The 23,098-nt window shown below is 69.0% G+C and carries 15 protein-coding genes; 6 read left to right on the top strand and 9 right to left on the bottom strand.

Annotated elements, in window-relative coordinates:
- Positions 1-78 precede the first annotated feature (78 nt).
- On the bottom strand, positions 79-912 hold the full coding sequence (locus OED01_RS08825) for a mechanosensitive ion channel family protein (protein WP_264154910.1): 834 nt from the start codon (positions 910-912) through the stop codon (positions 79-81).
- An 83-nt stretch (positions 913-995) separates the two neighbouring features.
- On the opposite strand from OED01_RS08825, the gene OED01_RS08820 reads away from it, so the two are divergent.
- From OED01_RS08820 to OED01_RS08800, 5 genes are all read left to right on the top strand, one after another.
- A complete protein-coding gene (locus OED01_RS08820) occupies positions 996-2,030 on the top strand; it encodes a DUF998 domain-containing protein (protein ID WP_264154909.1) in 1,035 nt (344 codons plus the stop codon).
- An 84-nt stretch (positions 2,031-2,114) separates the two neighbouring features.
- The gene (locus tag OED01_RS08815; RefSeq protein ID WP_264154908.1) at positions 2,115-10,541 is read left to right on the top strand and encodes a DUF5979 domain-containing protein; all 8,427 of its coding nucleotides are present in this window, start codon (positions 2,115-2,117) and stop codon (positions 10,539-10,541) included.
- Positions 10,542-10,658: 117 nt separating this feature from the next.
- Positions 10,659-11,792: an AI-2E family transporter gene (locus tag OED01_RS08810; protein ID WP_264154907.1), complete on the top strand. Its 1,134-nt coding sequence runs from the start codon at positions 10,659-10,661 to the stop codon at positions 11,790-11,792.
- A 43-nt stretch (positions 11,793-11,835) separates the two neighbouring features.
- Positions 11,836-12,270: a DUF6325 family protein gene (locus tag OED01_RS08805; RefSeq protein ID WP_264154906.1), complete on the top strand. Its 435-nt coding sequence runs from the start codon at positions 11,836-11,838 to the stop codon at positions 12,268-12,270.
- Position 12,271: 1 nt separating this feature from the next.
- Positions 12,272-12,625, top strand: a complete 354-nt coding sequence (locus OED01_RS08800) for an SHOCT domain-containing protein (protein WP_264154905.1) — start codon at positions 12,272-12,274, stop codon at positions 12,623-12,625.
- Between the two features lie 63 nt (positions 12,626-12,688).
- Here OED01_RS08800 and OED01_RS08795 read toward each other — a convergent pair whose 3' ends face one another.
- Positions 12,689-13,204, bottom strand: a complete 516-nt coding sequence (locus OED01_RS08795; RefSeq protein WP_264154904.1) for a septum formation family protein — start codon at positions 13,202-13,204, stop codon at positions 12,689-12,691.
- Between the two features lie 128 nt (positions 13,205-13,332).
- Positions 13,333-13,899 (bottom strand): peptide deformylase, encoded by a 567-nt coding sequence (def, locus tag OED01_RS08790; RefSeq protein ID WP_264154903.1) that lies wholly within the window; start codon positions 13,897-13,899, stop codon positions 13,333-13,335.
- Between the two features lie 61 nt (positions 13,900-13,960).
- Between def and OED01_RS08785 the strand changes: the two genes are divergently transcribed.
- Entirely contained in the window at positions 13,961-14,983 is a 1,023-nt protein-coding gene (locus OED01_RS08785; RefSeq protein ID WP_264157946.1) for a DMT family transporter, read from the top strand.
- Here the strand turns inward: OED01_RS08785 and pgl are convergent.
- The 6 genes from pgl to tkt are packed head-to-tail and all read right to left on the bottom strand — an operon-like array spanning position 14,977 to position 23,076.
- Positions 14,977-15,756: a 6-phosphogluconolactonase gene (gene pgl, locus OED01_RS08780; protein ID WP_264157945.1), complete on the bottom strand. Its 780-nt coding sequence runs from the start codon at positions 15,754-15,756 to the stop codon at positions 14,977-14,979. The genes OED01_RS08785 and pgl overlap by 7 nt on opposite strands.
- Positions 15,757-15,764: 8 nt before the next feature.
- Positions 15,765-16,700, bottom strand: coding sequence for a glucose-6-phosphate dehydrogenase assembly protein OpcA (locus OED01_RS08775; protein WP_264154902.1), 936 nt, complete (start codon positions 16,698-16,700; stop codon positions 15,765-15,767).
- Positions 16,697-18,244 carry a glucose-6-phosphate dehydrogenase gene (gene zwf, locus OED01_RS08770; protein WP_264154901.1) on the bottom strand — a complete coding sequence of 516 codons (1,548 nt, stop codon included), beginning with the start codon at positions 18,242-18,244 and terminating at the stop codon, positions 16,697-16,699. Before zwf ends, OED01_RS08775 begins: the two co-directional genes overlap by 4 nt.
- Before the next feature lie 22 nt (positions 18,245-18,266).
- Positions 18,267-19,874 (bottom strand): glucose-6-phosphate isomerase, encoded by a 1,608-nt coding sequence (locus OED01_RS08765; protein WP_264154900.1) that lies wholly within the window; start codon positions 19,872-19,874, stop codon positions 18,267-18,269.
- Positions 19,871-20,983 (bottom strand): transaldolase, encoded by a 1,113-nt coding sequence (tal, locus tag OED01_RS08760; RefSeq protein WP_264154899.1) that lies wholly within the window; start codon positions 20,981-20,983, stop codon positions 19,871-19,873. The genes OED01_RS08765 and tal overlap by 4 nt, the downstream gene beginning before the upstream one ends.
- Positions 20,980-23,076, bottom strand: coding sequence for a transketolase (gene tkt, locus OED01_RS08755; protein WP_264157944.1), 2,097 nt, complete (start codon positions 23,074-23,076; stop codon positions 20,980-20,982). Before tkt ends, tal begins: the two co-directional genes overlap by 4 nt.
- Positions 23,077-23,098: the final 22 nt, after the last annotated feature.

Here is a 23,098-nt window from a genome sequence, read left to right as displayed (position 1 = left end):
TATCCTATCCATGGGTCGAAGAGAGCGCTGTAACAGTCGGTCTCCGGCATTCCTCGGCGCGTCGAGCGAGGGGCCGACTCAGAGCGTGCCTGGCGATGCCAGCGGGGGAGCGACCGGGCTGTCGGTCACGACGGACGGGATCCCGGCATCCTCCAGTGCAGCGGCGACCACCGTGACGACCGCCGAGGTCACCGCGACCGCGTGCAGCGGGTGGTGCCAGAACCGCACCCGCAGGATCCAGCGCTCGTCCGAGACCTCTCGCACGAGCGCGGTCACGGACTCCCTCGCATGCACGCCCTCCGCGCGCGAGGCGGCATCTCTGACGAGCGCGAGCACCGAAGACAGCTCGCGCCCGTCACCGCGGCCTACGCGGACCTGGACCTCGCTGCGCCGCGCGCCGTGACGCGAGTCGTTGACGAGGATGTCAGAGAGCAGCTTGATGTTCGGCACGTGCACGGTGCGGCCGTCGGCTGTCGTGACGATGACGGAGCGGCCGTTGAGATCCTTGACGACGCCCGAGAGGGGACCATCGGGTCCCTCGAACAGGATCTCCTCACCGAGCTTGACCGGTTGACGCGACTGCACCAGGACGCCGGCCGCGAAGTTGTCCGCGACGCCGCGCAGGACGAGGACGATGACGACCGCGGCGATGATCGTGACGGCCAGCACCGGCTGGATGCTGGCGCCGAGGAATCCGAGAGCGATGCCGACACCCAGGAAGACCAGCACGTACTGGACGAGACGGGCGGCGATGTCGACCATCGTGTCGGAGACACCCGGGGCCCTGCGCCCGAGCGTGAGCACCCCTTTGCGCGCGTAGTGGGCGGCGATCCAGCCGCCGATCACCGCCAGAATCGCGAAGACGACGTCCCACGCGGTGACGTTCGTCGGGATGAGTTGCGTCAGATCCACTGCGGCTCCGGTTCTGGGCGCCACGGCGTGCGGCTGCCCGGGGTTGCGCTTCATGGTAACGGCGCATGCGCCACACTGGTGGTATGTCAGGACTCCGCTCCGCGTCGGAACGATCGATCGAGACGCTCGGCCTGTGGGCCGCCATCATGGCGTTCGTCCTGAGCGCCGGAGTCGCGATCCCGGTGTTCGGGCTGGGGTCCGCGCCGATCGCCGGCGGGGGCTCGGTCGGACAGTACGCCGCCATCGCCTCCGCCGTTACGGCCGTGGTCGTCTTCGTCTGCGGACGCCTGGTGGTCGACGACGCGCTGCGTGCAGGGCGCGTCGGAGTGCTGGATGTCGTCGACCTCGCCGCATTCGCCTTCGCACACGCCGTGATCGCGCTGCTGGGCTGGACGCTCGTGGCGACGATCCTCGAACTCGGGTTCATCGATGCCGTGGTCTACCCGCTGCCGGTGCTGCTGCTCGCCGGTGCTGCGACCTCGCTGACCGCCTATGCGGTGTTCCTCTCCGCGACGCATCTCGACCTGCAGCTGCTGGCGATCGTGCTGGCGACGTTCCTCGCCTTCGGCATCATCGCGAGCACGCTCACGGCGAGCGACCCCCACTGGTGGCAGGACAACCTCAGCGCGCTCGGTATGACGGATGATCTGTCCGCCAGGACGTTCAACCTGACGCTCATCGTCGGAGGCATCCTCGTCACCACACTGGCGCGGTATGCGACCCATCAGTTGCCGACGCCGCACCCGCACGGTGTCGTGCGCGTGCGCACCTGCCTGGTGATCGTGGGGATCTTCCTGGGGCTCGTCGGCGTGTTCCCGGTCGACCAGTTCTTCGGCATCCACACCGGGGTCGCCAGCGGCATGGTGGTGGCGTTCGGCGTGCTCGTGATCGCGCTTCGGCGCTGGGTGCCGCGGATGCCGAGCACGTTCCTGCTGCTCGGATACCTGTTCCTCGCCGTCATCGTGACGCTGGCCGTGCTGTTCGCGATCGGGTACTACACGCTCACGGCCGTCGAGCTCGTCGCCGGTCTGCTCGTGTTCACCTGGATCATCCTCTTCATCCGCAACGCGGACGCCCTGCGCAGGGACGCCGAGAACGGTTCACCCGTCCGGGATTAGGGGCTTCCAGCCAACGTTCAGGTCTGCAAGACTCGCCGGGAGCGGGCGTGGAGGCTGACACCCGTGACGAACGGAGCGGGTGGGATGAGAACGACGAAGGCACACGGTTGGCGACGTCGGATGGCTGCGGGGCTCACCGCCGTCGTCCTCGGATTCAGCACGGCGCTCGTGGGCATCGCACCGGCCGCGTTCGCGGCCGACGGCGACGTCGAGGTCGACAAGACCGCGAGTGTCGATACGGTCGCGCCGGGGGAGTCGTTCAGCTACACCATCACGGTCTCGTGCACGTCGATCACGACCGGCTGCGTGAACGCGGTCCTCGACGATGTCGTGCCCAGTGAGTTCGAAGTCCTCGACGCCGCCGTGGGGACCGGCCTCCAGGGAGACGTGACGATCGACGGGCAGAGCGTGCACGTCGACTTCACCATGCCGATCCTTGCCGGCGGACAAGGCCTGCCGGGCGGAACGACCGGTACGGTGACGATCCAGGTCCGACTGCCGGAGAACGCGCCGTACGAGCTGAACGGCATCCCGATCACGAACACGGCGACGACGAACGCCGACACGCAGACCTCCGGTCCGCTGAGCGATTCCGACGAGGTCACGCCGGTCATTCCGCTCGAGCTCGACCCCGTCGTGACGAAGACGATGGATCCGCCGAGCGCTGTGGCCGCTGCAGGAACGCCCGTGACGGCGACTGTCACGACGGAGAACGCCTCCAACGCCCAGCTCGACCAGATGGTGATCACGGACCCCGCCGATCCGACAGCACCGGGCAACCCCTTCGAGACGCTGCCGTTCACCGGTCTCGGCACCGTCACCTATCCCGAGGGCGCCGAGCAGGCGCAGGTCGAGGTCTGGAACGGGACCGAGTGGGTGGCCGGCCCGGTGGCGACCGCCCCCGACCAGCCCACGACCCCGGAGTCCGTGCCGAACGACGACGTGCTCGGCGTCCGGATCACGTTCACGGACACCGACGGGAGTCGCATTCCCGTCGGTGCATCCGGAGGTGCCGAGATCGGCATGGAGCAACCGGAGGACGTGGGAGAGCTCGGTGACGTGACCGTCACCAACACCGTCGACGGGGCCATCTCACGCGACGGCACCACCGAGAACGCGACGGCATCGGCGACGCACCAGATCGTCGCGGAGGACATCGAGATCGCCACGACCAAGGCGTTCGAGCCGGCCGAGGTCGCCGCCGGCGACACGAGCACCGCGACTATCACGTCCACGAACAACAGCGCATTCGCCCTGCCCGAGATGACCGTCACGGAGCCGGCGCTGACCGGCGATGACCCGTCGGCCGGCGGCTTCGACGAGTCGATGCAGTTCGCCGGCTTCGCTGGCCCCGTGACGTATCCCGCCGGTGCCACCGGCGCCACGATCACGTACTATTACGCGGACGGCTCGACGGAGGGACCGACGGCGTTCGACGACGGGGCGAGCCCGCCCGCCCCCGCCGGGGATCCGGTCCGGTTCCAGATCACGTTCACGGGTGAGATCTCGCCCGGCGCACAGTTGAGCATCCCGTTCGACGTCCAGACCGACGAGGATCAGGCGGGATACCCGGCCACCATCACGAACGTCGCCACGACGACCGGCGTCGGGCCGGCCGGCGGCGTCGTCGACGTCGACGCCGAGGCCGATCTGCTCGTCTACGAGAAGCACCTCGAGACGACCACGACCAAGTCCATCTACCCGGGGACGATCATCGACCGCCCTGGCGAGTGGGTGCTCGTGACCCTGAACGGTTCCGTCGATCCGTTCCCGCAGTCCACGACCGATGCGACCGAGATCGTCGTCCAGGAACCGGCGACCGTTCCATTCGGAGTCGACGGCAGCTTCTGGGATCTGTTCGATGCGACGGAGATCACCGAGACGGCGGTCCCGGCGAACGCGACGCTGACGATCAACTACTGGAACGGCGAGGACTGGGTGCCTCTGCTCGACGCCGACGGAGAGCCCGTGGTCGTCGAGGGGCCGACGGTGTTCAGCATGGACATCCCGGCATCCGAGCAGGACGACATCCTCGGTCTGCAGTTCGTCTACACCGCCGAGGACGGCACCTCCTTCCCTCCGGGGACGACGCTCGCACCGCACTTCACGGCGGAGATCCGTGAAACCGAGCGAGAACCGGCCACCGAGACGACCGCTCCGGTCGACGTCCAGAACTGCGGAGTGACGGATGCGTCGGGCGCCGAGGGACTGCAGGCGACGCCGAGTGCCGACTCCGTGGGCTGCGCGCAGGTCCATCTCGACCCGTTCGACCCCGACGAGGGACCGGACGTCCTGGACAAGGCGATCGACCCGAACATCGTCACCTCTCGGTCCGGCGCCGAGGTGACCAGCCGTCTGCAGTGGTCCACCGGTGGCTACAGCGGGATCGATCAGGTCGTCATCCAGGATGAGGCGACCCCGCCCAGCACGGACCCCGCGTCGCTCGCCGGCTCCTTCTACGACGCGTTCGATCTCGTCGGAGTCGCTGAGATCACGTCCGCCATGGATCCCTACCTCCAGTACGACCAGATCACCGCGGTCCAGCTGTGGGACGGCGAGTCCTGGCGCGCACTGTCGAACGACCCGTGCGCGGATACCTGCGTCGGGGGCTTCCCCGGCGTCACGCTCACCGACGAGGATCGGGCTGATGCGCTCGGCATCCGCCTCCTGGTCGAAGAGAGCGAAGATCGCGAGGCGGCCTCCGCCGGTGATCCGACGGCCCCGCCGGTGGGAAGCGGCGTCGCCCGCTCCACGGGCAACGACCGCACGGTGAACCTGGTGTTCGAGTTGCGTGACGAGCGTCGCTCGGACGGTCAGCCCGCCATGGGCGACCTCGACTACAACTTCGTCGAGGATCCGGACGACCCCGCTGTCGGAACGGTGCTGAACGTCGCGAGTGTCACAGGGACGACCGACGGAGAGCAGATCATCCAGTCCGACGACGCCGACACGATCGGAATCGTCGACGTGCCGCTGAACGTCGACATCACCAAGACCTGGTCGAACAGCCCCTTCGGCATCCCACCGGACGGCACGCCGGCGGAGCAGTTCCCGACCGGACGCGTGACCCTCGAGGCGACCAACCTGACCGCCACGCGCGTCGACACGATGTCGATCACCGATCCTGCGCCGGGCAGCGCCCAGAATCCCTTCCTGTACTTCACCCTCGACGACGTCATCTCGATCTCGGAGCCGAACGGTGCCGAGAGCGCCGAAGTGGTGCTCTCGCACGACGAGGACGGTGACGGCGCGGCGGACGCGGGCGGCGACACCACGCACACGATCGATGAGGTGCTCGCGATGTCCTCCGCGGATCTGCTCGACGTCGTCGGGATCGTCGTCACGTACGACGGGCGGATCGAGCCCGAAGCCACGGGCAGCATCCAGATGGACCTCCGCATGCGCGAGTTCGTGCGCGGTGAGCCGGACAACCGCGTCGACGACGAGGCCGGCAGCAACGAGAGCCCCGTCACCAACGTGGCGGAGGCGGCCGTGGCCGACGCCGGTGGCGGTACCGCCGAAAACACGCCGACAGCGCAGGACCAGGCCACCGTCGTGTTCGAAGACCTGTCGCTCGAGGTGGAGGCCGGCAAGTCGTTCTCCGTGCCGTCGCAGACCGAACCGGATGACGCGCCGGTCGTCATGACCCTGACCGGCCAGCCCACCGGCTCCGCCCGTGTGCAGGGGATGCAGATCGTCGACGACGAGGCCACGTTCTGGAACGCCTTCGACTACGTCGGCATCGACCCGGCCTTCGCCCTCGCGACGCCGATCAACATGGTCAAGATGGACGTGCTCACCGGTGGCACGTTCACGCCCTCGGCGGACGGGACGTCGGTCGACAACGTCGGGGGAACGTGGGTCGAGGGGGAGTACCGCACGCAGGCGGACTTCCTGGCGCAGCCCCTGCCCGACGGCACCACCGCCGACCAGGTGCAGGGCGTGCGATTCACCTTCGCGAACATCGTCGACGGCGAGTTCCAGCAGTGGGAGAACCCGATCACGCCGCTGCAGGAGGTGCCGATCTCCGTTCAGCGACGAGCGGACCTGCGCAGCGGAGGCGAGGTCCCCAGCGACCGCTCCGACCTCGCACCCGCCCCGGGGGAGACCGCGGCCGGCGTGTTCAGCAACAGCACGACGGCGACGGCCTGCGCGAATCTGCAGTCCGCGTGCGAGGAGGGCGAGGTCGGCGTGGTGTCGGACTCCGCCGACGCGCAGATCGCCTATCTGCACGCGATCTCGGCTGTCGAGATCACGAAGACCCCGACCGAGGGCAGCCAGTTCGCCCCGGGCGAGGTGATCCCGTACGAGCTCACGGTCACCAACACGGGGGCCTGGCCGATCGAGAACCCCGTGATCGTCGATGATCCGGCGGCGGACGGTCAGCTCATGCTCGATCCCGAAGCCGGGGTCGAAGGACCATACGCGTACGCGTCCACGACCGCATCCATGCCGACGGATCCGTCGGACGTCACGGTCGCCGACGCGGACGGCACCTGGACGTTCACGTTCCCGGAGGGAAGCCAGATCGAGCCTGGTCAGAGCTACACGATCACGATCGACATGGTGATCGTGCCCGGCGTCCCAGGCGGCACCCAGATCGCGAACACCGCGACCGTCGGCGGGGATCGTCCCTTCGACACCTGCAACGAGGCCGCCGGTCCCGTCGACGAGTGCTCGACCGACACCTTCATCACGGTGCTCGCCGCAGGCGCGGTCCGCTCCGCGAAGGCCGTTCGGGCCGTCGACGACGAGCTCGGTGCGTTCGACACCGGCAGCGGCGAAGCCTGCGAACCCAACGTGCCGGCGGAGTTCGACCCCGCCGACGAGGGCTTCTACGCACTCTCCTGCATCCCGATCGCGAAGCCCGGCGGGGAGCTCGAGTGGCGGTTCGCGATCGCCAACACCGGCAACATCCCGATGGACCGGATCGTGCTGACCGACCGGCTGCCGGTCCCCGGTGACACGGGCGTGCTGAGCGAGCTGGCGCGCGGCAGTGAGTGGATCCCGGTCTTCGCCGAGGGCGTCGAGCTCGTGCAGGCGCCCGCCGGTGCCACGATGAGCTACGAGGTCACGACCGGCGCGGTCTGTGCGGACGATCTCGCCGACACGCTCGCCCCGGCCTGCGCCGAGGGGGACTGGGTCGACCCCGGATCCGTCGACCCGGCCGACGTGACCGGCATCCAGCTCACGATCGAGCTGCCGACTCCTCTCGAGCCCCTGGGCGTGATCCTCGCGGACTTCGCCACTCTCGCCGCGCCGTACGCGCCCGGCGAAGGCCCCGTGCTCGTGAAGGAGAACCCGATCGCGTGGAACACGGTCGCCACCGGGGCGCACCTCACGGCGGACCAGTCCAGCGGCTCCGACGACATGGTCCCGACCGAGGGTGTGCGCGTCGGCGCGGCACTCGCGACCGGATCGCTCACGGTCGAGAAGACCGTGAGCGGGGATGGCGCCGCCTTCGCTCCGGAGACGTTCTCGGTGCAACTGATGTGCGTCTCGGCCGAGGGCACCCCGGTCGAGACCGAGTTGCCACCCATCGACCTCACGCTCTCCGCCGGTGAGGCGCAGACGATCGACGGCCTCCCGTGGGGCGCGTCGTGCGAGCTGCTCGAGGGCGACAACGGCCAGGTCAGCGCCTCGGGCACGGGCGGGGTCGTGACGGATGTGGAACCGTACGGCACCGCGACGCTCGACAATGTGTACGAGCTGGCGTCGCTCGAGATCACGAAGGACGTGACGACAGATGCCGTGGACCAGAACGGCGAGGCCGTCCCGTACGGCCCGTTCGAGGTCACGGTGGTATGCACTTTCCTCGGGGAAGAGGTCTTCGCCGAGGGCTACGGACCCGACGCGCCGATGGTGATCGAGATCTCCGACGGCGAGACGGTCGAACTGACCGGCCTCCCGGCCGGCGCCGAGTGCACGGTCTCGGAGACGGACACCGCGGGTGCCGTGACGGTCACCACGACCGGATCCACTGCGGACGGTGCCGTGCCGGACGGCGACGCCGCCGGCATCACCGTGGTCCTGACCCCCGACGAGGACGGAGCGGCGACCAACGAATCCGGCGTCGAGAACGCCTTCGGTGTCGGACAGCTGCAGGTGCTCAAGGTGCTGGAGCCCGCCGACTCGCCGTTCGCCGGCGGACCCTACGTGGTCGCCGTCGAGTGCGTGCTCGGCGAGGTGACGACGTGGTCGGGTGAGCTCGTCTTCGACGCCGAGGCGGACGATCCGGCGACGCCGGACGACGACACCGACCTCGAGGCCGTCGTCGAGAACATCGCCGCCGGCAGCGTCTGCACCCTCGCCGAGACCGACGACGGTGTCGCGACCGGTTCGGAGATCTCGCCGAACCCCGTGACGATCCCGCTCGGCGACACGGTGACGGCGACGGTGACGAACACCTTCGCCGAGGGCAGCGCGACCGTCACGAAGGAGCTCGCCGGAGACATCCAGTGGGCCGACAGCTCGTTCGACGTCTCGCTGACCTGCATCGACACGGACGGCGTCACGCTCATCGTCGACATCCCCGGTGGCGCGGATCGCACGCTCGACGAAGCGGGCGACTTCACCACGACCTATGACCCGCTTCCGGCTGGTGCGCTCTGCATCCTGCAGGAGACGGATGCCGGCTCCGCGGCCAGCACCCAGATCCTGGATGCGAACGGCGAACCGGTCGGATTCTGGCGGGTCCAGGCGGGTGTCGAACTCGAGTTCACCGTGGTGAACACCTTCGAGGTCGGCAGCATCGAGGTCACCAAGACGACGTCGGGTGACGGAGCCGAGCTCTGGGGCACGGGGGAATTCGCCGCGAACCTGCAGTGCACGGCCGTGATCGATGGCGTCGAGGTGCCGATCGACATCCCCGGTGGCGCCGACCGCACCCTCCAGGTCACCGACGACCCGACCACGGCGACCACCGTGTACGACGGACTCCCGATGGGAGCGGACTGCCAGGTCACCGAGACGGATGCGGCGGGCGCGAGCGCCGCGACCATCACGCCCGACGACGGCGCTGTGACGGTCGGCGGCCCCGAAGAGCCCGTCGAGGTGACGATCGACAACACCTTCGACATCGGCGAGATCGTCGTGTCGAAGGAGATCACCGGTGACGGTGCCCGGTGGGCGACCGGCGAGTTCGAGATCACGCTGAGCTGCACATGGAACGGCGAGAGCATCGAGATCCCCGGCGGCGCGGTGCGGACGCTCTCCACGGCGACGGAACTCGCCACCACGTACTCGGATCTGCCTGACGGAGCCGAGTGCCAGGTGACCGAGACCGATGCGGCCAACGCCTCGGCGGTCACGATCACGCCGGATGACGGCGCGGTCGTCGTCGAGCCGGGGGCATCGGTCGCCGTCGAGGTCGAGAACCGTTACGACGTCGGATCCATCGTCGTCGACAAGATCGTCACCGGGGCCGGGGCGGACCTCGGCGGCGACACGACGTTCCGAGTGAGCCTGAGCTGCGAGTGGATGCTGCAGGGCGAGCTGGTCTCGCTGGACATCCCCGGCACGGCGATCCGCCTGCTCTCCGAGCGCAACGACTACCGGACCGTGTACGAGGGTCTGCCGAATGGCGCCGAATGCACGCTGACCGAGACGTACGATGGCGGCGCCGGCACGACCACGCTCGTCCCTCAGGACGGCATGGTGACGGTCGAGGAGAATGCCGAGGTGCGCATCGAGGTCGTGAACCACTTCGACGCCGGCTCGCTCGAGCTGCTCAAGGTGATCGAGGGCCCCGGTGCCGAGTACTTCGGTGGCGGCCCGTTCACCCTGAACGTCGTCTGCGTCCTCGACGACGGGACGGCCGATGGTCGGATCGTGTACGAGAACGACGTCATCCTGGGCACCGAGGACGGTATGGACGCCACGATCGACGGCATCCCGACCGGCTCGGTCTGCACCGTCACCGAGACGGATGACTCGGTCGCCGATGCCCAGGCGATCGAGGGGTCGCCGGCGACGATCGGCGACGGCGACACCGTGACCGTGACCGCGACCAACACGTTCCTGGCCGGAAGCGTCGCCGTCACCAAGACGGTCACCGGCGACGGCGCGGCAGACAGGGGCACCGGGCCCTTCGAGGTCACCGTCCAGTGCATCGACCCGGCGAACGGGCGGGAGCTGGTGGACATCCCCGGTGGAGCCGTCCGCGAGCTGAACGCCCAGAACGATTACCGCACGGAGTACGAGGTGCTGCCCGCCGGCGCACTGTGCGGCATCGCGGAGACCGAGGACGGCGGTGCGGACAGCAAGCAGCTGTACGACGAGAGCGGTGAGGAGATCGGCCTGATCGAGCTCGCCAGCGGCAGCCGGCTCGGATTCTTCATCGTGCGCGCGGACGTCGAGCGCAGCTTCGAGCTGGTCAACACGTTCGACGGCGAACCGCCGCTTCCCGCGACCGGCATGGACCCGTGGGCGACGCTCGGCATCGTGGCGCTCGGTCTCCTGTTGCTGGGCGGCGGAGCGTTCCTGGTGATCGCCGTCAGGCGTCGCTCGTAGCCCGCTCCGAGGGTGCTTCCGATCAGCGATCGGAAGCACCCTTCGCCCGATCCGGAGGTCATCTGCCATGGGTGAGTCGCGACGGCCCCGGCACGGGTGAAAGGTAGCGTGCACAGCGTGAGTGATTCCGACCCGGTGCCTTCGGTCGTCGACGCCCCCGCCCCGGCGTCGCGGCGCGCTGGGCTGCTTCGCCTGGTGCCGGCGCATCCGCTCGTGTCCGGCTTCACCGTCGCGCTGGGCGTGATCCTCGCGATCGCACTGTCCGCGACCGTCGCTTCGCTGTCGACCGTGCTGATCTCGGTGTTCCTCGGCATGTTCCTGGCGCTCGGTCTCGACCCTGCCGTGCAGGCGCTCGAACGTCGTGGCCTCCGGCGTGCCTTGGGCATCGCCATCGTCGCGGTCGCGTTCCTCGCGCTCATGCTCGTGATCCTGTTCGTGGTGATCCCCGCCACCGTGCGGCAGTTCATCACGGCTCTCGAAGCGGCCCCCGAGGCGATCGCCGCGATGCAGGGCGCGGAGTGGTACCTCGCCCTGGAGCAGAATCTCGGAGTCGATCTCGGTGCGGTGATCGCGGAGGGCGTGAAGTCGGTCGCCAACATCTCCTCGTTCCTGGCGATCTCCGGCGGAGTCCTGCGCGCCGGGTTCGGCATCGTCGGAGCGATCTCCAGCTTCGTGATGGTCGTGGTACTGACGCTGTACTTCGTCTCGTCGCTGTCCGCGATGAAGCAGACGGTCGCGAACCTGGTGCCCGCCTACCAGCGCAAGCGCTTCTCCGAGCTGCTCGAGCAGATCACGGGATCCGTCGGCGCCGTCGTCGCCGGCGGCGTCACGCTGTCGACGTTCAACGCCCTGGTGGTGCTCGTCATCCAGCTCCTCATCGGATCCTCGGTTCCTGCGGTCATGGCGATCGCGGCGTTCTTCATCACGTTGGTCCCGCTCATCGGTTCGCTGATCTTCCTGCTCATCGGAACCGTCGGCGCGCTCTTCATCAGCCCGGGGGCCGCGGTCGTATTCCTGGTGCTGTACTTCATCTACATCCAGCTCGAGGCGTACTTCGTCACGCCGCGGGTCATGGGCAGAGCCGTCGCCGTGCCGGCCGTGCTCGTGATCATCGGCGCGATGGTCGGGGCCACGCTCATGGGCCTTCTCGGTGCGCTGGTGGCGATTCCCATCACGGCATCGATCCTCATCATCATCCGTCAGGTGGTCATCCCGCGTCAGAACGCGATCACCCGCGCGCCAGACGCCTGATCTCCTGATCCACACCAACCGCATCATCGAAGAAAGGAACCACATGGCCGACTTCCGTTTCGGTCCCGTCGAGTTGTACCTCGTCGGGTTCGAAGGAGAGCGTCCCGATCCGGCGACGCTCTCCGCTCTCACCGACCTGCTCGCCAGCGGGCTCGTCCGCCTTCTCGACTTCGTGCTCGTGTCGAAGTCGGAGGACGGCGACCTCGAGGTCATCGAGGTGGATGCCGAGGCAGACGCCCTCGGACTCGGTGGCGTCGAGATCCACGCGGCAGGAATCGCCGGCGGCGAGGACATCGACGAGTTCGCCGACCTGATCCCGCCGGGCGGATCCGCGGCGCTCGTCGTGCTCGAGCTGAGCTACGCCCGCACCCTCGCCGAACGCTTCAACGCATCGGGCGGCGTCCTGCTGCGCAGCGAGCGCGTACCAGCCCCCATCGTCAACGCGATGGTCGACATCCTCGAGAACGAAGGAGAATGACATGCCGCTTCGCAGAATGGGGCGCCCCGGACTGATCGGTCTGGCCGCACGCACCGCGGTCGTCGCGGGGACGGCCTCCGCCGTCTCCGGTGGTATGGCGCGCAACCAGCAGGCCAAGGCGCAGGCGCAGTACGAACAGCAGCAGTACGAGGCTGCGCAGCAGCAGGCTCAGCTCGACGCCGCTGCGCAGGCAGCGGCAGCGCAGTACGCGCAGCCAACACCTGCCGTTCCGACTGCTCCCGCGCCGGCCGGCAACGACATGCTGGCCCAGCTTCAGCAGCTCGCCGCGCTCAAGGAGTCCGGCGTGCTCTCGGAGGAGGAGTTCGCCGCTGCCAAGGCGAAGCTGCTCTCCTGACGCGCTGATATGAAGAAAGGCCCCGCCGGACGGCGGGGCCTTTCTTCATATCAGCGCTGTGACTCAGCGCGCGGCGCCCTTGAGGGTGCCCTCGACGTCACCGGCCGCGTCGTACACGAGGCACTGGACGAGACGATCGTCGGCCTCGGTCCAGCTGTCCTCCGTGGGCTCATACCACGTGATGTCCAGCGCGGACTCCTCGAACGTGAGACCGATGAAGCTGTCGAACGCGGGGAGGCACTGCGCCTCGACCTCGGCCTGGATGGCGTCCGCTCCGGGGAACTCGCCGTCGGCGAGCTCGAACTCGTGGTAGACCTCGTATCCGTGCGGCTCGGAGCAGGGCACCACGTCCGCGTCGCTCTGCTCGGCGCCCGACATGGCGTCGCCCGGCATGCAGTCGCCGACCTTGAGCGAGAAGATGTCGATGTTCGACTCCTCGGTGACCTCTCCGGTCTCCTCATCGCGCGGCGCATCGCCCGAGATCAGGTTCGTGATCGTGCTGCACCCCGTCAGCGCGATGCTCAGCGCGACCGCCGAGCCCGCCAGCGCCAACGCGCGGCGCGTACGAAGCTTCATCATTGTTTCCCCCTCCAGAGATTCGACGCGCGGAAAATCTCCCCCGCCTCTGAACGCTATCCAGCGCGAAGGCTGTGACGCAACTCGGAGAAGCCGATGAAACTGCTGAACGGCTCGGCGCTCACGCCGCCTTACGCCTCCAGGTCGTCGACCCCCGGGGTCCAGCTGCGACCCGGCTTGCCCCACCCGCGTTTGCGCGCGATCTTCTGCACCGTCTTCCAGTCGCCGTCCGAGAGCCGGTCGACGTACAGGATGCCGTCCAGGTGATCGAACTCGTGCTGCATGATCCGCGCCCGCCATCCGTCGACCTCGATCCGCACGGTCGCGCCGTCGAGATCGATCCCGGTCACCAGTACGCGGTCGGCCCGGCGGAGCGGGAACCGCTCGCCGGGGAAGGACAGGCATCCTTCGGACTCCTCATCGGGGTCCGGGGAGCCGGGCTCGGGTGGGCTCATCCACAGCACCGGATTGATGATGACGCCTCGCCACGGACGGTCATCGTCGTCCACGTACGCGTACGTGTAGATCCGCAGCGCGACACCCACCTGGGGGGCGGCGAGCCCGACACCGGGTGCGGCATCCATGGTCTCGAACATGTCGGCGACGAGGGCACGGATCTCGTCCGTGATCTCATCGACGTCGACGGCAGGGGAGTGCAGGACGGGGTCGCCCATGATGCGAATCGGAAGAACAGCCACGCCACAACCCTAATGCGCGTGGCCCGCCCGGTAAGGTCGTACTGTGAGCGCGGGGGTGTGGATGGCGGAGATCGACGTCAGCGACCAGTTGGTCGGCGTGTTCGCGAACCCCGGCCTGCTGCTGGGCATCCCGCTGGCCCTGGCCGGCGCCGTGTTCATGTCGCTGGGCGCGCAGTATCAGCACCGCGGCGTCGAGAAGGTCGAACGCCTCAGTGGCGCCGACGGCACCACGGGCCTCAGCATGAACCAGATCAAGCGTCTGCTGACGCGGCCGTCGTGGCTGATCGGCACGCTGATGCTGGGCCTCGCCGTGATCTGCCAGCTCGCAGCGCTGGCGGTCGCGCCGCTGATCGTGGTGCAGCCGCTGGGCGCGATCGCGCTCGTGATCACGACGCTGCTCAACGCCCGCATCTCGGGCCATGCCCCGACCAGGCAATCGCTCACGGCGATCTTCGCCTGCGTCGGCGGCATCTTCATCTTCGTGTTCTTCGCCGCGATCTACGCCGTCGAGAAGGAGATCACGAACACCGAGCTCTTCACGATCCTCGCGATCCTGCTCGTCGTGATCATCCTGCTCGGCGGCTGCTGGCTGATCCTGCGACACCGCATGCGCGCGCTGTTCTACGTGGTCGGCGCCGGCATCCTCTACGGATTCGTCGCGACGCTCGCCAAGGCCGTCATCACGCGGGTGCAGCAGGGCGCGTTCGACTGGATCACTCTCGTGTGCGTGATCGCGTTGATCGCCGCAGCGGCCGTCGGCGCCTACTTCGTGCAGACCGCGTACAGCTCCGGCCCGCCGGATCTCGTGATCGCGGGCCTCACTGTGGTGGATCCGCTGGTCGCCGTCCTGATCGGCGTCATCGTGCTCGGCGAGGCGGACGCCGCTCCGACCTGGGTGATGTTCGCGTTCCTGATCTCCGGCGCCATCGCCGTCTGGGGAGTGATCGGACTCGCCCGCTTCCATCCGCAGCTGCTCAGCGAGAGCCAGGAGCTGGGCATCAAACGCGGCAGCGACGGCGGGACGGCGGCGGATGCCGCACCGGACGCAGGGGACGAGCCGCCGGCACCGCAGCGCGATCAGTAGCTCTGATCGAAGAGGTCAGGGGAGACCTCGGAGGCCGCCGCCTCGTCGACGAAGAACACGGTGCGCTTTCGGCCCTTGGCGCCCGCCACGGGGACGTTCGTGTAGCTGGCGCCGGCAAGGGCCAGACCGAGCGCCGAGGCCTTGTCCGCACCCGTCAGGACGAGCCAGACCCGCTTGGAGGCGTTCAGCACGGGACGCGTGAGCGTGACGCGCTCCGGCGGGGGCTTGGGGGAGTCGCGCACCGCCAGGGCGGCGGCATCCGTGACCGTGACCTCAGGGCGGTCGGGGAACAGCGAGGCGATATGGCCGTCGGGGCCCACACCGAGGAAGCACACCGCGAACGACGGCCACGGCTGGTCGTCAGAGCCGTAACGTGCGAGTTCGGTGGCATAGGCCGCCGCCGCGTCGTCCAGGCTCAGGCCGCTGTCGGATGCGGCGACCTCGTGCACGTTCCCCGCGGGGACCGCGATGTGGTCCAGCAGCGCTTCACGCGACTGCAGGGCGTTGCGATCGGCATCCGCTCGGGCGACGAAGCGCTCGTCGCCCCACCAGAAGTGCACGAGCGACCAGTCGATCTCGTCGAGGCGGGGATGCGCGCGAGCGGCGCGGAGCACGGCGGCTCCCATCGAGCCGCCGGTCAGCGCGATGTGCGCGATCCGACCGTTCCTCGTCCGGGCGCGGACCCGGGCGAGGAAGCGGTCGGCCACGCGGTCGGCCAGTGCCTGCGGTGTCGCCTCGACGACGACGGTCTTCTCCACGGCAGCAGCCTCCATGTCATTGCTCACGCTGCGGTCTCGGGCGGACCCAGCTTCTCCCAGCCCTCGGTGATGACTCGACCGTACAGCACGTCGGGGTCGAGGCGACGCAGCTCCTCCGCGAGGCATTCGCGCAGCGTGCGCCTCGGCAGGTGCAGGTCGTGGTCGGGCTGACCCGGCTGCGTCAGGACGGCCGTACCCGGCTCAGGGCGCTCGAGCAGGATGTCACCGGACGCACGGCTCAGCCGCACGGACTTGATGCCTTCGGACCACTCGTTCGGGTCCTCGTAGGCCCACGTCACGGGGAGGTCGAGCGCGAGGCCGAGCCAGCCGGCGAGCAGAGCGGTGGACGGAGACGCGGCAGCGCCGCGCACCTCCACGGCGGTGACGGACTCGAACGGCGGCTGATCCAGCACCGCGGCGAGCTGCTCGCGCCAGTGGGTCAGACGCGTCCATGCGAGATCGGTGTCGCCGGGGGAGTGCGTGGATCCGAGCTGCGCCAGGCGGTCGCGGACGTCAGGAGCGGTCGCGGCATCCGTGATCCTGCGCTGGGCGATGCGCCCGAGCGGCGAGGATGCCGGGTCGGCCGGCGCTTCCTCCGGCCACCACGCCACGACGGGCGCGTCCGGGAGCAGGAGACCCGTGACGAGGCTCTCCGCGTTGCTGGCAGCGTCGCCGTAGGCGCGGAGCACGACGACCTCGCTGGCACCGGCGTCTCCGCCGACGCGGATCTGCGCATCCAGGTGCGCGTCGCCGTCTCCGGTGGTGAGCACGATGACGCGCATCGGGTGTTCGCGCGACGCGTCGTTGGCGGCGTCGATCGCGGCTTCGGCGACGCCGTTGCGCGCGGCGATCACGAGCGTCAGCACGCGGCCGAGGGCGACGGCGCCGCCCTCCTCGCGCACGCTGACGAGCTTCTTGGCGACCTGGCTGACGGTCGTGTCGGGAAGGTCGATGATCACGGTCGTCTCCAGACTCGTCCGTCGCGTTCCAGCAGGGCGTCGGCGGATGCCGGACCCCACGAGCCGGGAGCGTACTGCTCCACGGCGCCGCTCTGCGCGGCCCAGTACTTCTCGAACGGGTCGAGGATCTTCCAGCTGAGCTCGACCTCCTCGTGGCGAGGGAACAGCGGCGGGTCGCCGAGCAGGACATCGAGGATGAGGCGTTCGTACGCCTCGGGGCTCGCCTCGGTGAACGCGTGCCCGTAGCCGAAGTCCATCGTGACGTCGCGGACGTTCGTCCCGTTGCCGGGGACCTTCGAGCCGAATCGAATCGTGACGCCCTCGTCGGGCTGCACGCGGATGACCAGCGCGTTCTGTCCGAGTTCGGCGGCGTTCGACCGGCCGAACAGATGCTCGGGTGCGCGCTTGAACACGACGGCGACCTCGGTCACGCGGCGTCCGAGGCGCTTGCCCGTGCGCAGGTAGAACGGAACGCCCGCCCAGCGGCGCGTCGCGATCTCGAGCTTGATCGCGGCGTACGTCTCCGTGGTGGACTGCGGGTGCATGCCCTCCTCGCCGAGGAAGGAGTTCACCTGCTCGCCGCCCTGCCAACCGCCGTCGTACTGACCGCGCGCCTGGGCGAGGGACAGATCATCCGGAAGGTGCACGGCCGCGAGGACCTTCTCCTTCTCCGCCCGCAGATGCTCGGCGGACAGGCTGATCGGCTCCTCCATGGCAGTGAGCGCGAGCAGCTGAAGGAGGTGGTTCTGGATCACGTCGCGCGCCGCACCGACGCCGTCGTAGTACCCCGCACGGCCGCCGACGCCGATGTCCTCGGCCATCGTGATCTGCACGTGGTCGACGTAGTTGCGGTTCCAGATCGGCTCGTAGAGCTCGTTCGCGAAGCGCAGCGCCAGGATGTTCTGGACCGTCTCCTTGCCGAGGTAGTGGTCGATCCGGAAGATCGAGTCGGCGGAGAACGCCACTTCGAGCGCCTGGTTCAGCTCACGGGCCGACTCGAGGTCGTGGCCGAACGGCTTCTCGATCACCACGCGCCGCCAGTGGTCCTCGCTCTCCTCGTCGCCGACGAGACCGGAGTCCTTCAACTGACGCGCCACCACGGGGAACGCCTTCGGCGGGATGGAGAGGTAGAACGCGTGGTTGCCCATCGTGCCCCGCTCGACGTCGAGCTTCTCGACGGTCTCGCGCAGGCGGGCGAACGCGGCGGGGTCGTCGAACTCGCCCGACACGAACCGGATGCCCTGCAGCAGCTGCTGCCAGGTCTCCTCCCGGAACGGGGTGCGCGCATGCTGCTTGACGGCGTCGTACACGACCTTCGCGAAGTCCTGATCCTCCCAGTCGCGGCGCGCGAAGCCGACCAGGGCGAACCCGGGCGGCAGCAGGCCGCGATTGGCCAGATCGTAGACGGCGGGCATGAGCTTCTTGCGCGACAGGTCACCGGTCACACCGAAGATCACGAGGGCGCTGGGCCCCGCGATCCGGTTGAGACGGCGATCGTCGGGATCGCGCAACGGGTTTTGCCCGCGCGTAACAGGGACAGACATCGGTGGGGGATTCTCCTGTGAGCTACTTCTGAGCGGCTTCGAAAAGGGAGAGCACGTCGGCGGAGGAGTCCGTGATCGTCAGGGACACCACCGGTCGACCGTGCTCGGCGAGGACGGCGGCATCGCCGGCGGCCTGCGCCTCGATGAGCTGTCCAAACGTGAAGGGACGCTCGGGGATCTCCAGATCCACATCCGTGCGCTCCAGGATCTGCAGGAACACGCCCTGCGTCGGTCCGCCCTTGTGATACTGACCCGTCGAGTGCAGGAAGCGGGGTCCCCAGCCGAACGTGGTCGGCCGGCCGGAATCGGCGGCGACCAGCTCGCGGAGTCCCTGCAGCTGCGCGAGCTCGAGACGGTTCACGTAGGCCTGGATCGACACGTAGCCGTCCTCGGGCAGCTGAGCCCACAGGGCGTCCAGGACGCCTTCGACGGTTCCGGAGGATGCGAGCGCCGGATCGGTCACCCGGACCTCGACGCCGTTCTCGACGAACGCCGGCGCGGCCGGCTCCGGACGCGCGTCCAGCAGGCCGCGCGCGGCGATCTTGGCGGATTCCACGTCAGGCTGGTCGAACGGGTTGATGCCGAGCAGATGGCCGGCGATCGCGGTGGCGTACTCCCAGACGATGAAGTTCGCGCCCAGCGTTCCGCTGACGAGGATCTCACCGGGGTGGCGTTCGTGCAGGTGGAACTCGTTCGCGTCATCGACCAGGCGCACGATCTGCACGTCGGCCGGCACCGGGTCCAGCTCGGGCGATACGGGCAGCAGCACGACGGGCAGGATGCCGGTGCCCTCTTTGCCCGTGGACTCGGCGATCAGCTGCTCGATCCAGTCGGGCAGGCCGTCGATGTGCGTGCCGTCCGTGATCAGGCCCAGCTTGTCGCGGCGCGGTGACGTGCCGGCGATCGCGGCGGCCAGACGCAGTGCCGGGTTGGAAGCCTCGTCGACCGCGACCTCCAGCAGCGAGGCCTCGGCCTCGCCCAGGAGTTCGGCGATGTCCACACCGGCGAGGCCGGACGGCACGAGACCGAACGCGGTGAGGGCCGAGTAGCGGCCGCCCACGTTCGGGTCGGCGTTGAAGACGCGGTAGCCGGCCTCGCGGGCCGACACGTCCAGAGGCGATCCTGGGTCGGTGACGACGACGATGCGCTCGGTGGGATCGATGCCGAGGTCGCGGAACGCGGCTTCGAACGTGCGGCGCTGCGAGTCGGTCTCGACGGTCGAGCCGGACTTCGACGAGACCACGAGGACGGTGCGCTCGAGTCCCTCGTCGAGTGCCGCGAGCACCTGGCCCGGCGCCGTGGAATCCAGGATCGTGAGCGGCACGCCGGCGGTCTGCGCGATGACCTCCGGGGCGAGCGAGGAACCGCCCATGCCCGCGAGGACGACGCGGTCGACGCCCTTGGCGTTCAGCTCGGCACGCAGCGCCGTGATCTCGGCGACGAGCGGGCGGGAGACCGAGACGGCCTCGACCCAACCGAGGCGGACCGAAGCCTCCGCCTCCGCGGCCGGGCCCCAGAGCGTCGCGTCGCCGGAGGTGATGCGGGAGGCGACGAGGTCGCCGACGAGGCCGGGGACGACCTCGTCGATCGCGACCTTCGGCGCGCCGGTGGCGTGCAGCGAGAACGTCATCGCTGGGCCTCGAGACCGGCGGCGACCTGGGTCAGCAGGTCGTGCCACGAGTCGATGAACTTCGACACGCCCTCGTCCTCCAGGACCTGGGTGACGTCGTCGAAGTCGACGCCGACCTCCGCGAGACCGGCGAAGACGGCCTTGGCCTCTTCGTAGCCGCCCGTGATCGTGTCGCCCGTGATGACGCCGTGGTCGAAGGTCGCCTCGAGCGTCTTCTCCGGCATCGTGTTGACGACGCCCGGAGCCACCAGCTCGGTGACGTAGAGCGTGTCGGGGAGAGCAGGATCCTTCACCCCGGTGGAGGCCCACAGCGGACGCTGCAGGTTCGCCCCGGCATCCAGCAGGGCCTTGGCGCGGTCGCCGGCGAACGTCTGCTCGTAGAGCTCGTAGGCCAGGCGGGCGTTGGCGAGCCCGGCCTTGCTCTTGAGCGCGAGAGCCTGCTCGGTGCCGATCTCGACGAGACGCTTGTCGGTCTCGGTGTCGACGCGCGAGACGAAGAACGACGCGACCGACTGGATCGTCGACAGGTCGATGCCGGCGGCCTTCGCGGTCTCGAGACCCGTGAGGTACGCGTCGATGACCGCCGCGTAGCGCTCCAGGCTGAAGATCAGGGTCACGTTGACGCTGATGCCGGCGCCGATGGCCTGGGCGATGGCGGGGAGGCCGGCCTTCGTCGCGGGGATCTTCACGAGCAGGTTCGGGCGGTCGATCTTCGCCCACAGCTCCTTGGCCTGCGCCACAGTCCCGTCGGTGTCGTGCGCGAGGTCGGGGGAGACCTCGATCGAGACGCGGCCGTCCACGTGGCCTGAGGCCTCCCAGACCGGGCGGAACACGTCCAGTGCCGCGGCGACGTCCTGGGTGGTCGCCGCGAACACGGCCTCCTCGGCGGTCGCGCCGGATGCGGCCAGCTCGGTGACCTGCGCGTCGTAGGACGTGTCGTCGGGGTTCGTGATGGCGTTCGCGAAGATCGTCGGGTTCGTGGTGACACCGGTGACGTTGCGCGAGTCGATCAGCTCGGCGAGGTTGCCGGAGTTGATGCGGGTGCGCGAGAGGTCGTCCAGCCAGATGCTGACGCCGGCGTCGTGAAGCTGTGCCGTGGGGGTGCTCATGCGTTCTCCTTGATGGTCTCGCGAGCCGCCTCGACGACGGCCTCGGCGGTGATGCCGAACTTCTGGAAAAGGGTCTTGTAGTCGGCGGAGGCGCCGAAGTGGTCGATGCCGATGGAGCGGCCCCGGTCGCCGACGATGCCGCGCCAGCTGAGCACGGACCCGGCCTCGACGGACACGCGGGCGGTGACGGATGCCGGCAGCACCGACTCGCGGTACTCGGCGTCCTGCTCGGCGAACCACTCGAGCGACGGAGCCGACACGACGCGCGCGTTCACACCATCGGCGGCCAGCGTCTCGCGGGCGGCGACCGCCAACTGGACCTCGGAGCCGGTCGCGATGAGGATCACGTCCGGGGTGCCGCTCGGCGCCTCGGCGAGCACGTACGCGCCCTTGGCGGTGTTGTCGGCCGAGGCGAAGACATCACCGGAAGCCGCGCCCTCACCGCGTGCCACGTTCGGCACGTTCTGGCGGGTCAGCGCGATTCCGACCGGGCCGCCGTGGCGGCGCAGGATCTCCAGCCAGGCGGCGGCGGTCTCATTGCCGTCGGCCGGGCGGACCACCGTGAAGTTCGGGATCGCGCGCAGGGTCGCGAGCTGCTCGATCGGCTGGTGGGTCGGGCCGTCCTCGCCGAGCGCGACGGAGTCGTGCGTCCAGACGAAGATGCTCGGGATGTCCATCAGTGCGGCCAGACGCACGGCGGGGCGCATGTAGTCGCTGAAGATCAGGAACGTGCCGCCGAAGGCCCGCGTCTTCCCGTGCAGCGTGATGCCGTTGAGGATCGACCCCATGGCGTGCTCGCGGATGCCGAAGTGCAGGACGCGGCCGTACGGGCTTCCCGACCAGTCGTGCGTCGACCACTCGGCGGGGATGAACGACGCCGCCGGTGCGATCGTGGTGTTGTTCGAGCCGGCGAGGTCGGCCGAACCGCCCCACAGCTCGGGCAGCTCGGGGGCGAGGGCGTTGATGACCTTCCCGGATGCGGCGCGGGTGGACACCTCGGTACCGCCCTCGAACACGGGCAGCGCGTTCTCGATGCCCTCGGGGAGCGCGTCCGCCTCGAGTCGGTCGAGCAGAGCCTTGCGCTCCGGGTTGGCGGCGGCCCAGGCGTCGAAGTCGGCCTGCCATGCGGCGCGCGCCTCGGCGGCGCGGCCGGCGAGCTCGCGGGTGTGCGCGATCACCGCATCCTCGACCACGAAGCTCTTCTCCGGGTCGAAGCCGAGGACCTCCTTGGTGGCGGCGACCTCGTCAGCTCCCAGCGCGTTGCCATGGACGGACTCGGTGCCCTTCTTGTTGGGCGCCGGGTAGCCGATGATCGTCTTGAGGATGATGAGCGTGGGCTTGCCGGTCTCGGCCTTGCCCTCCTCGATCGCGTTCAGCAGCTCCTGGGTGTCTTCGACGTACTCGCCGGTGCGGGTCCAGTCGACCTCGAGCACCTGCCAGCCGTAGGAGCGGTAGCGGGCGGCGACGTCCTCGGTGAACGAGACGTTCGTGTCGCCCTCGATCGAGATCCGGTTGGAGTCGTAGATGGCGATCAGGTTGCCCAGCTGCTGGTGGCCGGCCAGCGAGGACGCCTCGCTGGTGACGCCCTCCTGCAGGTCGCCGTCGCCGGCGACGACGTACACGTAGTGATCGAACGGGCTGGTGCCGGCTGCGGCTTCGGGGTCGAACAGGCCGCGCTCGTAGCGGGCGGCGTAGGCGAAGCCGACAGCCGAGGCGAGGCCCTGACCGAGCGGACCGGTGGTGATCTCGACACCCTTGGTGTGGCCGTACTCCGGGTGACCAGGCGTGAGGGAGCCCCACGTGCGCAGCGCCTCGAGGTCTTCGAGCTCGAGGCCGAAGCCGCCCAGGTAGAGCTGAACGTACTGGGTGAGCGACGAGTGGCCCACGGAGAGGATGAAGCGGTCCCGTCCGAGCCAGTCGGTGTCGGTCGGGTCGTGGCGCAGGACGCGCTGGTAGAGGAGGTAGGCCACGGGCGCGAGGCTCATGGCGGTGCCGGGGTGACCGTTGCCGACCTTCTGAACGGCATCAGCCGCCAGAATTCGCGCGGTGTCCACCGCGCGTCGATCGATCTCATCCCACTGCAGTTGCGACACGGTCATGCCCTTTCCGACAATT

This window comes from Microbacterium sp. M28, from assembly GCF_025836995.1.
Lineage (GTDB): Bacteria > Actinomycetota > Actinomycetes > Actinomycetales > Microbacteriaceae > Microbacterium.
This window is presented reverse-complemented; position numbering and strand designations above follow the sequence as displayed.

What these genes read in the sequence shown, in the direction of transcription:
- OED01_RS08820 (WP_264154909.1), top strand. Translation starts at nt 996, where the DNA reads ATGTCAGGACTCCGCTCCGCGTCGGAACGATCGATCGAGACGCTCGGC.
- OED01_RS08815 (WP_264154908.1), top strand. Translation starts at nt 2,115, where the DNA reads ATGAGAACGACGAAGGCACACGGTTGGCGACGTCGGATGGCTGCGGGG.
- OED01_RS08805 (WP_264154906.1), top strand. Translation starts at nt 11,836, where the DNA reads ATGGCCGACTTCCGTTTCGGTCCCGTCGAGTTGTACCTCGTCGGGTTC.
- OED01_RS08800 (WP_264154905.1), top strand. Translation starts at nt 12,272, where the DNA reads ATGCCGCTTCGCAGAATGGGGCGCCCCGGACTGATCGGTCTGGCCGCA.
- OED01_RS08795 (WP_264154904.1), bottom strand. Translation starts at nt 13,204, where the DNA reads ATGATGAAGCTTCGTACGCGCCGCGCGTTGGCGCTGGCGGGCTCGGCG.
- OED01_RS08785 (WP_264157946.1), top strand. Translation starts at nt 13,961, where the DNA reads ATGGCGGAGATCGACGTCAGCGACCAGTTGGTCGGCGTGTTCGCGAAC.
- pgl (WP_264157945.1), bottom strand. Translation starts at nt 15,756, where the DNA reads ATGGAGGCTGCTGCCGTGGAGAAGACCGTCGTCGTCGAGGCGACACCG.
- zwf (WP_264154901.1), bottom strand. Translation starts at nt 18,244, where the DNA reads ATGTCTGTCCCTGTTACGCGCGGGCAAAACCCGTTGCGCGATCCCGAC.
- OED01_RS08765 (WP_264154900.1), bottom strand. Translation starts at nt 19,874, where the DNA reads ATGACGTTCTCGCTGCACGCCACCGGCGCGCCGAAGGTCGCGATCGAC.
- tal (WP_264154899.1), bottom strand. Translation starts at nt 20,983, where the DNA reads ATGAGCACCCCCACGGCACAGCTTCACGACGCCGGCGTCAGCATCTGG.